The organism is Acidovorax sp. IB03 (genome assembly GCF_016406015.1).
GTDB classification, from domain to species: Bacteria; Pseudomonadota; Gammaproteobacteria; order Burkholderiales; family Burkholderiaceae_C; genus Acidovorax; species Acidovorax temperans.
In genome coordinates this window covers 1-10,328 of record NZ_JAEFCH010000060.1, presented here as the reverse complement: position 1 = coordinate 10,328, position 10,328 = coordinate 1, and the positions used below count along the sequence as shown (strand labels likewise).

Below are 10,328 nucleotides of genomic sequence, written 5' to 3'. Positions count from 1 at the left end.
AGGCCCAAAACTCGTGCCATACTTGGCCTCATGCGGTTGAATTTCCTATCCGTACGGGGACTTCATCCGCCGCCGCCAGTGCGCGCACTGCGGCAAGCGCTTCACCACCTACGAGCGGCCCGACGTCAGCTTCCCCGCCATCGTCAAGAAGGACGGCCGCCGCACCGACTACGACCGCGCCAAGCTGCGCGGCTCGCTCATGCTGGCGTTGCGCAAACGCCCGGTCAGCACCGAGCAGGTTGACGCGGCCATCGAGCGCATCGAGGAAAAGCTGCTCGCCTCCGGCGCCCGCGAAACCCCCTCCGCCCGCCTGGGCGAACTCGTCATGCGCGAGCTCAAGAAGCTCGACAAAGTCGCCTACGTGCGCTTCGCCAGCGTCTACCGCAGCTTCGAGGACGTGGACGACTTCCGGGCGCTGGTGGACGAGGTGCGCAAGTAAGGACAAGCTCACCGCGGCTGCGCGCCGCCGACGAGCGGCTGTCGCTGGGCGACAAAAGGCGTTGGAGTGCCGCGTTCGCGCATCTACACTGAAATGGTCAATGGACCATCCCCATGTCTATCCATTCCGATTCCATACGCATTGACCGTGGTCTGACGCTCATCGAGCTCATGGTCACGCTCAGTGTGCTCGCCATTCTTGCCACGCTGGCGGTTCCCAGTTTTCAACGCCAGATCGCTGCGGCGCGACTCTCGGAGGCGTCCAATGAGCTGTTGCTGGCGACTGCGAGAGCGCGTACCGAAGCCATCCGTCTCGGGCAGCGCGTCACGGTTTGCAAAAGCAGCAACGGCGCCACCTGCGACACGGGCAGCGCGGGCTGGGAAACCGGGTGGATCACCTTCATCGATCCGACGCGCACGGCTGCCACACCAAGCGTCGATTCTGGCGAAACCGTCACCTTCCAGGTCGGCGCGTTCAACGGCGTCAGGATTCTGGGCAATGGTGACCTGGCAAATTATGTTTCCTATGCGGCAGACGGGCGATCCAAAACCATGACCGGAGCGTTTCTGGCCGGGAAAATCCGTATTTGCAGCCCATCGGCAGCACTCAATGACGACCAGCGGGCGCGCGATCTGTGCATTTCCAGCACGGGGCGCGCCGTTTTGACCACCCCAACCGGCGTCTCTGCGAGTTGCAGTGCGCCCCCCTCTTCGGCTTGCCGAACATGACGCTCCATCCACCAAGCCAGCGTCCGCAAGGTCCTCGTCGAGCGATTCGCGGACAAGCCGGTGCAACGCTCATTGAAATCCTCGTCGCCGTGCTCATTCTGAGTTTCGGCTTTCTGGGGATGGCCGCACTCCAGGCCCGTGCGGTCAAGGGCAGCATCTCTGCCGAGCAGCGCACCCAGGCGACCTTTCATGCGCAGTACATGCTCGATGTGCTGCGAGTCGATCGCGAGCATGCCCGCGGTGGCGACTACAACACCGGCTCCAGCGCCATCTGCAATCCCAATGCCTTCGGCACTTCACCGACCACGCTCGCTGACAATGCACGCAAGCAGTGGCTGACGCTGGTCAAGCAAACCATGGGACGGCCGGACGATGCCAGTACCTGCGTTCGTGTGCAGTGCGACGCCTACAACTGCACCGTCACGATCTTGTGGGACGACAGCCGCGCTGGCGGCCTGTCGGCGCAGTCGGTCGTTTTGAGCTCCCGCGTATGAATACCGTGCGTACCCAACCGATCGGCTGTCCCGCGGCGAGAGGCAGCCAGCGTGGTTTCACGATGGTGGAGCTCATGGTGGCCCTGCTTCTGGGCCTTGTGCTCATTGGCGGCGTGATCAATGTGTTCCTGACCAGCGGCCAAACCTTGCGCGTGAACCAGAACCTCTCTCGCGTGCATGAGAATGCCCGGTTTGCCATTGAAATGTTCAGCCGTGAAATCCGCGAGGCAGGCATGGTGCCCTGTGGCTCCACACTGTCGGCCAACGTGCTTCGCGGCAGCGGCGGCTCGGTACCTTGGTGGGCCAGCACCTACGACGGCATGGTGCGCGGCTTCGACGATGGTCAGAACTCCACAGCGATCAAGGGATTTGGCGCGAGCACAGCAGACCGTGTCGGTGGCACCGACGCGCTGCTGATTCTTCGTCCCTCCTCGGACGAGGCCGACCTTCGTCGCCTGGCCAGCCATGACCCGGCTGAGAACAGCTTTACGGATGCCAGCGTCATTTCCACCGCGGTCAAGTCGCGCTACGACTCGCGCCCCGCGCTGGTGTGCGATGGCAAAAGCGCCGCACTCCTGCAAATCGGCGCTGCCAGCGTCAGCCTTGGCGAGTACGACTACGGCACAGGCACCTACAACTGCAGCATGAATCTCGGCAGCGCCGATGCAGCCTGCGCAACGACCACCCCGCGCACTTTTGATGCCGGGGCGCAACTCACCCGCTGGGACCCAGCCTTCTGGTACATCGGTCACAACGCCCGGGGCACCAAGTCGCTCTACCGCGTGGGTATCAAACTCAACAGTTCAACTGGCGCCGTCGAAAACGACGTGCAGGAAATGGTGCCCGATGTCGAGAACATGCAGATCGATTACCTCACCCGCAATCGCGACAACGACAACGTGCTTGCGACGGATTGGGTCGCAGCGTCGGCCTTTACCGGCGGATGGACGAGCACGACTGCAGAGGTCGTCGCCGCGCGGGTGAAACTGACCCTGCGCAGCACCGAAGCGGTCGGCGAAGGTAACGTCCCGCTCACGCGCACCTTCGTGATTCTGGGGTCGATCCGCAACCGTGAAATTTAAACCTGTATGAGCTTCCCGCGCCCCCTCCACCGCCCGCGCGCCCAGCGTGGTGTCGCATTGGTCATCGGCCTCATCCTTTTGGTGGTCATGACGCTTTTTGGCCTCTTGGTCGTGCGCAACATTTCCGGCGACGAGCGCATGGCCGGTTACACCTACGACCGCGCCCTGGCCCTGCAGGGCGCGGAAGCGGCACTTCGACAAGCAGAAGCGCTGGTTGAAACCATCAAGCCGCAGCCGACGAGCGGCTGCAGCGATTTCACCGTGTCGCCCGATACGGTCCGTGTATGCGCCGCCCCTGCGGCTACGGATACACCCAGGTGGCTCGACAGCAGCTTTACCGGCTGGGTGGCCGCGACGGCGGTCAGTTCTGGCAGCTTGACGGTCACGCCCACCTACTTCGTCGAGTACCTCGGCGACACATTCCCTTGCAGCACCAACCCGGACTGCAGCTCACAGCCCTGTAACTGCCTGCGGTACCGGGTGACGGCGCGCGTTGGTGAGGCGGGACGTGCGCAGGTCATGCTGCAGTCCGTCTATGCGACCGGTCCCTGAGCCCGGCCAAACCGCCCGTTCGATCGGATCATCTTTGCGGAGTCCACCATGTACGCCTTTCCGTCATCCGGTGTCTCGGTTCGCCACGGCTTGTTCGCGTTGACAGCGACTCATGCGCTGGCCTCGCAAGCGGTCACCATTCCCAATATCCCCTTGTCGGTGCAGCAAAGCGTCAAACCGATGGTGATGCTGGCGCCAGATAAAGATCACCGAATTATGTCTCGCTGGCTCGATCCGGGCTTCGGCCTTCGGGTCAATGCCCCCAAAATCAACGACGTCGCGGGCACGCCCCAGTATTTCGTCGAATACCTCGGCAATGACTTTCCGTGCACGCCACGGGATATCGACAGCCCCAGGAATTGCTCGAACTACCGCATCACGGCGCGCAGCAATCCGGGACCGGGACGCGCGAGCATTATGCTGCAGTCGGTTTTCCTGGCAAATTGAAGGAGCCACATCATGAAATTCCGCCTCTTCCCCCTCGTCTTGGCCCTCAGCCTGAGCCACTCTCCCATTGTTGCCCACAGCGCCCTGAGCATCCCCGCCGTCCCCCTCCAGACGGGCTCGGCGGTTGCGCCCAACCTGTTCTATATGCTGGATGACTCTGGCAGCATGCAATGGGAGATCATGCCGGAAAACTATCTTTACGCCTATTACATGTTCCCCCCTGCGGGCGAAGGGCAGGGAATGGGTTATGGGGGCGCCCACGTCTATGGCGGAAGCATGTACCCCTATTACGTCATGAAATTTGACACAGACACGGACGAGGCTGTCTATTTGCGCTCATCGACGGTCAACGTCGTCTATTACAACCCGCAACAAAACTACGTTCCGTGGGCCAAGCCGGATGGCACGAGCTACCCCAACGCGTCGCCATCCAATGCCTATTTCAACCCCTATGAGCCAGGCCGGGGCAGCCTCGACCTCACGGCAGAACAAACCCGATCGGCTTACTGGAACAATGGCAGTTGGACAACGCACACCTTTTCGCCCGTCACCTACTACGTCTACAAGGGTACGGGAAACAAGCTTCAAAAGACCAGTTACATCCGCTACCAATATCGCAATGGCAATATGTATAAGTGGGACTTGGCCCAAGGAATAGCTACGGAAACGCTTGTCTCCACGCTGCCCTGGGGCCGGAGCGTCGCGGCAGAGCTCCAGAACTACGCCAACTGGTTTACCTACTACCGCTCCCGGATCCTCGGCGTGCGCGCGGGTACAAGCCTTGCCTTCAGCACCCTCGGCGACAATTACCGCGTCGGCTTCGCCACCATCCACCAAACCGGCTGGAAACACCCCCCGCCCAACAACAATGGCTTCAACGCCGCCGAGCGGCAGGACTTCTACACCCGCCTGTTCCAGACGCCGATCGACACGTCCGGTACCCCTCTGCGCTCGGGCTTGGATGCCATCGGCAAGCAGATCGAGACCAACCCCGATTATTTCCGCCCCGATCCCGCACTCTCCTGCCGCCAGAACTTCGCCATCCTGACCACGGATGGCTACTGGGACGATGACAACATCAACGGCGGGTCGGTGGGCAACCAGGACAACACCAATGGCAGCATCATCACCCATGCCGACGGTCATACCACCTATCAATACACGGCCAGCCGGCCCTTCAAGGATGACTGGAGCGACACCCTCGCCGACGTCGCCATGAAATACTGGAAGCGTGACCTGCGCACCGACCTCAACAACGATGTGGCAACCACCACGGCCGACCCGGCCTTCTGGCAGCACATGACCACCTATGCCCTCTCCCTGGGGGTGAACGGCAGCCTCGACCCCCAGACCGACCTGCCCGCCTTGACCTCCGGTGCAAAGAGCTGGCCCGAGCCGACCAGCTCCAATGCCGCCAAGTCGGACGACCTCTGGCATGCCACGGTCAATGGCCATGGGGAATTCGTCGCGGCGCAAGACCCGCAGGAATTTGCCGAGGGCCTGAAGAAAACGCTCGGCTCCATCTCAAACCGGGTTGCAGCAGCGTCCAACGTGGCCGGGAACAGCACCAAGATCGATACCGACAGCATGTTGTATCAGGCCCGCTACAAGTCCGGCGTGTGGACCGGCGAGCTTTTGGCCTATGCGGTCACGCCGACTGGTATAGCCCCCACGCCGAGCTGGAACGCCGCCAGCCTGCTGCCCGCCGCCAACCTTCGCAACATCTTCTCGATGACCCCCGGCGGGACGAAGATCGAATTCACCTGGAGCCAGCTGGACAGTACGCAGCAGACCCAACTGACGTCACCGGCCGTGCTCGACTATCTGCGCGGCAACCAGAGCCAGGAGCAGAACCATGGGGGCAGCTTCCGTAACCGCGAAGGGCGACTGGGCGACATCGTCGATTCGTCCCCGGCCTACGTCAAGGCCACGGATACCCTGTTCGTGGGGGCCAACGACGGCATGTTGCACGCCTTCGACGCCAGCACCGGGGTAGAACGTTTTGCCTATGTTCCCCTGGGGGCTTACCCCTATCTGAAGCAGCTTTCCGACCCGAACTATGGCCACAGGTATTTCGTGGATGGCGAGATTGCCGTCAGCGACCCCACCAAGACAGGCGGCCATGCTTACCTGGTGGCGACTTTGGGGCGCGGCGGCAAGGGTCTGTTCGGGCTGGATGTCACCAACCCTGGCAGCTTCCAGAAAACAGACGTGCTCTGGGATCGCACCGTTGATGCTGGCGACCTCGACATGGGCTTCATTCTCGGCAAACCGGTCATCGCCAAGGTGGATGGCCTGGGCTGGCGCGTCATCACCGGCAACGGCGTCAACAGCAGCAACGAGCGGGCCGTGCTTTACATCATCGACCCGGCGACGGGCGCCATCGACGCCAAGATCGATACAGGCGCGGGCTCATCCACGCAAAGTAACGGCCTGTCCAGTCCGGCGGTCTACGATGTGGATGGCGATGGAGACATGGATGTTGCCTATGCTGGCGACCAGCTGGGCAATTTGTGGAAATTCGATCTTACCAACCGCAGCCTCGCCCTGAGCGGCCAGCCGTTGTTCGTGGCCAAGAATGGCAGCGGTCAGCGCCAACCGATCAGCGGCCCACCCTTGGCGATCAAGAACACCAAGGCAGGCGACCCGCATTTTGGCAAGACATTCGTCTTCTTCGGCACCGGGCGGTATTTGACCAACGCTGACCCCAATGACAAGAGCGTGCAGAGCTGGTACGGGCTGATCGATGAAGGATCGCCAATTGGCGGGCGCTCCCAGTTGCGCCAACGTACGATCGGCATGGCAACAACGCAGAGCGGCAAACTGGTCCGTACCTTCTCGAAAGCCAGCGCCAACGACATGGCGGGTAAGCAGGGCTGGTATGCGGACCTTTTGACCAACAACGTCGCCGAAGGTGAACGCATGATCGGCACGCAAACCTTCTTGCAAGCCATCAAACCCGTCTTGATGGCCAGCAGCCGCATCCCGGAAGGAGATACCTGCACCCCAGGCGGACGCGGCTACCTCAATGCCATCGACCCCTTCACGGGCGCAAACCTTGATTTCATCTTTTTCGATGTCAACGACGACGGGGTATTCAACACCGCCGATCAACGCAGCGGCGATTCCATCGCCTCGATCGACCTGCGCGTGGGCATGCCCACTGATCCGATGTGCATCGGTAACCAGTGCTTCGTTTCAGGCTCAACCGGTAATCTTGGACGCGTGCGAATCAATCTTGGCAGCACATTCAAAGGACGTGTTAGTTGGCGCGAGATCATCATTGATTGATGTTTATGGAGTTCATCCAAATGAAGTCTTCACCGATCACGAAACTTGCGGCCTTTGTAGGGGCGCTTTCTCTGCTGGCCCTACCCTGCGTCCAGGCCGAAGAGCCGGAACGCCCGCGGCCTCTCCTGCTCGAGGAGGGAGGAAACCTGAACGACTTCGACCCGGCTACCATGAGGCTCAACATCCAGGGGCGCTCCTACCGCATCGACCCCGTCGCCACGCAGGTCATCGTCATTTCCGGACAGGGAATGCGCAAGCTGCAACTGCCCGCAGGGCAGCTGAGTGACCTGGCGGGACGCCTCGCCAAGTTCCGGGGCCGACCCCTGTCCTTTCAGTCTAGCCGCGATGGCCGGTTAAAAATGCTCGTCCTCGATGAAGTCGTCACCGCATCACCCCTCGCCCCTTAAAGCCAGCCGGAATCGAGCCATGATATCAAGCAGCCGGCTCCCGCGTCTTGATCTTCGTGGGCGGCTCTGGTACCAGTTCCACTTCGGGCGCTTTGATCAAACACATCGTCGGGCTGGGGTCTGCGAGTTTCAAAGGACGCGTTTCTTGGCGCGAAATCATCAGGGACTGAAGACATGACACGTTCGTTAATGGCGCCTCGTCGCCTGAAGGGCTTCACGCTGATCGAGTTGATGATCGTGTTGGCGATTGTCGCGATCATCACTGCGATCGCGTATCCGAGCTACCAAAGTCACATCCAGCGAACCCGGCGCGCCAACGCCGCGGCATGTCTGCAAGAGATGGCCCAGCACATGGAGCGGCGCTACAGCACCTCCATGAGCTACAGCACGCCCAACACGCTGCCGACCCCGGCGTGCGCGAACGAACTCGCCGGGATTTATCAGTTCGCCTTCGCCAGCGGCCAACCGACCGCCTCGACTTTCACCATCGAGGCCGCACCCCAAGGGCCCCAGACCGGCGATACCCGATGCGCGACGCTTTCCCTCAATCATCAGGGTGTCAAGGCGGTCTCCGGGGCCGATACCGTGGCCAACTGCTGGCGCTGAAGTGTTGGCTCGCGCCCTGGAGTTGGCCGAGCGCGCCCTGTTTCTGACGCCGCCCAAACCCCGGGTGGGTTGTGTCATCACCGGTGCGGACGGCGCGGTGCTGGGTGAGGGTCACACGCAAGCCCCGCTTCGGGCGTGCGGGCAATGGCGTCGGCGTTAAGGTCGCGAACGTCGTCAATCAGTAGCCACATGGTTTGCTCCGTTTCTGCTGGGCCCTGCCTGGACTGGGCTGGCGCTTGTGTGGAAGAGGAGTGCGGCAACCATTCTCTTCAGTGCTGCGACAAAATGCGTCGCCTTCACGCATGAGCCGCGAAACCATTGCGTGCGCTGATAGCGCGACGCCTCGGGTGTAACGGGTATCGTTGCGCCCATGGCAAAAATCACTCACGTCACCGCAAATACGCGCCCGGCCCGCTGCGTCATGGTGCTTGGCACCACCAGTGGCGCCGGCAAAAGCTGGCTCACCACCGCGCTGTGCCGCTACTACAGCAACCGGGGCCTGAAGGTGGCGCCGTTCAAGGCGCAGAACATGAGCAACAACGCCCGCGTGGTCGAGGGCATCGGCGGCGCCTGGGGCGAGATCGTCGGCCCTGCAAAACGCCCTGAAGCCGCATGGACACTGAGTTGGTGAGGTGATGTTGCGGGGTTGGAACTCCCGAAGATGAATCGGCTCGATGCGAATTTCTGGGAGTTTGGAGAGGGATTTCGATGAGCACGCCGGACTTTTTCCGCGCCCGACTGGACCAGATGATCGACCTGCGCCACCCGCTGGCGGTGCTGGCCACACGCATGCCGTGGCAGCAGATCGAAGCGAGCGTGGCGCCGCTGCTGGCGCGCAAGGACCGGCGCGGGCGCAGCATCGAAGGTGCAGACCTGTTCGGCCCCACGCTGCAGGTGGTCGGCGCAGGCGTGAGCGCCGCGGGGCGCCCGCGCCTGGCGATCCAATTGATGGTGTCGCTGCTGTACCTGAAGCATGCCTATGGCCTGAGCGACGAGGCCGTGGTCGAGCGCTGGGCCGAGAACGTGGTGTGGCAGTTCTTCAGCGGGCAGGAGTACTACGAGCCACGCCTGCCGTGCGATGCCACGCAGATCGGGCGCTTCAGGCGGGTGCTGGGCGAGGCCGGCGTGGAGGAGTTGCTGGCCAAGACGATCGAGGCGGCCGTGCAGATGCAGGCGGTGCGCAAGAGCGAACTGCAGCGTGTGATCGTGGACACCACGGTGCAGGAGAAGGCGGTGGCCTATCCCACCGACAGTCGGCTGCTGGAAGTGGCGCGGGCCAAGGTGGTGCAACTGGCGCAGCGCGCCGGGCTGCGGCTGAAGCAGACCTTCGAGCGCGAGGGCCGCAGCCTGCGCCGGCGTGCCGGCGGCTATGCGCACGCCAAGCAGTTCAAGCGGCTGCGCCGGGTGCTCAAGCGCCAGCGCACCGTGCTCGGGCGCGTGCTGCGCGACGTGCAACGCCGCCTGCTGGAGGCGCCGCAAGACGTGCGTGATCGGCTGCAGCCATGGCTGGAGCGCGCCGAGCGCATCCGCTCGCAGCGCCCCAAGGACAAGCACAAGCTGTACGCGCTGCATGCGCCGGAGGTCGAGTGCATCGGCAAGGGCAAGGCCCGCCAGCCCTACGAGTTCGGCGTGAAGGTCAGCGTGGCCGTCACGGCCAGGCAGGGCTTGATGGTCGGTGCGCGCAGCCTGCCGGGCAACCCCTACGACGGCCACACGCTGGCCGAGCAACTGGAGCAGACCACCGTCTTGCTGCAGGAGCTGGGCGTCAAGCCGCACACGGCCATCGTCGACCTGGGCTACCGGGGGGCGGATGCCGACATTGGCGGGGTGACATTGATCCATCGCGGCAAGAGCCGCTCGCTCACGCGCAGCCAGCGGCGCTGGCTGAAGCGGCGTCAGGCGGTCGAGCCGGCCATCGGGCATGCCAAGCACGATCACGGCATGAAGCGCTGCTGGCTCAAGGGCGCTGAGGGTGACGCGCTGCATGCGGTGTTGTGCGCAGCCGGCTTCGACATCCGCTGGCTGCTGCGTGCCATCGCCCGGCGGGGCATTGCTCCAGCCTTTTTGCGCTCGCTTTGGCTGCTGTCAGCGCTCGCAGCGTCGGCGAGTCGACTCGCTACTCTTACACGTCCGGCGCTTCTCGTCGGCGCCGCGAGATGAATTTTGCAGGGCCGACGAGATCGACTCGGCGCAGTATTTCCAGGCCCTGGCGAATACTGTGCATTTGTAAGGGGTATCTATTTAGCTCCAGCAGCCCCATTGATACTGTGATTTCATCCAGC

Annotated in this window: 10 protein-coding genes and 1 pseudogene; all 11 read left to right on the top strand. The window is 62.7% G+C overall.

The window, feature by feature from the left end; translation table 11 throughout:
* The first annotated feature begins 40 nt into the window (after nt 1–40).
* Complete coding sequence (gene nrdR / locus IHV84_RS19520) at nt 41–439, top strand: transcriptional regulator NrdR (RefSeq protein ID WP_198848091.1); 399 nt, start codon at nt 41–43, stop codon at nt 437–439.
* 113 nt (nt 440–552) lie between these two features.
* Nucleotides 553–1,167, top strand: coding sequence for a GspH/FimT family pseudopilin (locus IHV84_RS19515; RefSeq protein WP_198848090.1), 615 nt, complete (start codon nt 553–555; stop codon nt 1,165–1,167).
* Nucleotides 1,164–1,661 carry a type IV pilus modification protein PilV gene (pilV, locus tag IHV84_RS19510; protein WP_255524244.1) on the top strand — a complete coding sequence of 166 codons (498 nt, stop codon included), beginning with the start codon at nt 1,164–1,166 and terminating at the stop codon, nt 1,659–1,661. The genes IHV84_RS19515 and pilV overlap by 4 nt, the downstream gene beginning before the upstream one ends.
* Nucleotides 1,658–2,743, top strand: coding sequence for a PilW family protein (locus IHV84_RS19505; RefSeq protein WP_255524243.1), 1,086 nt, complete (start codon nt 1,658–1,660; stop codon nt 2,741–2,743). The genes pilV and IHV84_RS19505 overlap by 4 nt, the downstream gene beginning before the upstream one ends.
* 6 nt (nt 2,744–2,749) lie before the next feature.
* A complete protein-coding gene (locus IHV84_RS19500) occupies nt 2,750–3,295 on the top strand; it encodes a PilX N-terminal domain-containing pilus assembly protein (RefSeq protein ID WP_198848086.1) in 546 nt (181 codons plus the stop codon).
* Between the two features lie 48 nt (nt 3,296–3,343).
* A complete protein-coding gene (locus IHV84_RS19495) occupies nt 3,344–3,742 on the top strand; it encodes a pilus assembly protein (protein ID WP_198848085.1) in 399 nt (132 codons plus the stop codon).
* A gap of 12 nt (nt 3,743–3,754) precedes the next feature.
* Nucleotides 3,755–7,033, top strand: a complete 3,279-nt coding sequence (locus IHV84_RS19490; protein WP_198848084.1) for a pilus assembly protein — start codon at nt 3,755–3,757, stop codon at nt 7,031–7,033.
* Entirely contained in the window at nt 7,033–7,440 is a 408-nt protein-coding gene (locus IHV84_RS19485; RefSeq protein WP_233100139.1) for a hypothetical protein, read from the top strand. The genes IHV84_RS19490 and IHV84_RS19485 overlap by 1 nt, the downstream gene beginning before the upstream one ends.
* A 174-nt stretch (nt 7,441–7,614) precedes the next feature.
* Nucleotides 7,615–8,046 (top strand): type IV pilin protein, encoded by a 432-nt coding sequence (locus IHV84_RS19480; RefSeq protein WP_304503755.1) that lies wholly within the window; start codon nt 7,615–7,617, stop codon nt 8,044–8,046.
* 370 nt (nt 8,047–8,416) lie between these two features.
* Nucleotides 8,417–8,629, top strand: a pseudogene (locus IHV84_RS19475) (cobyric acid synthase CobQ); the annotation flags it as partial.
* 125 nt (nt 8,630–8,754) lie between these two features.
* Nucleotides 8,755–10,206 (top strand): IS5 family transposase, encoded by a 1,452-nt coding sequence (locus tag IHV84_RS19470; protein ID WP_198848082.1) that lies wholly within the window; start codon nt 8,755–8,757, stop codon nt 10,204–10,206.
* Nucleotides 10,207–10,328 lie beyond the last annotated feature (122 nt).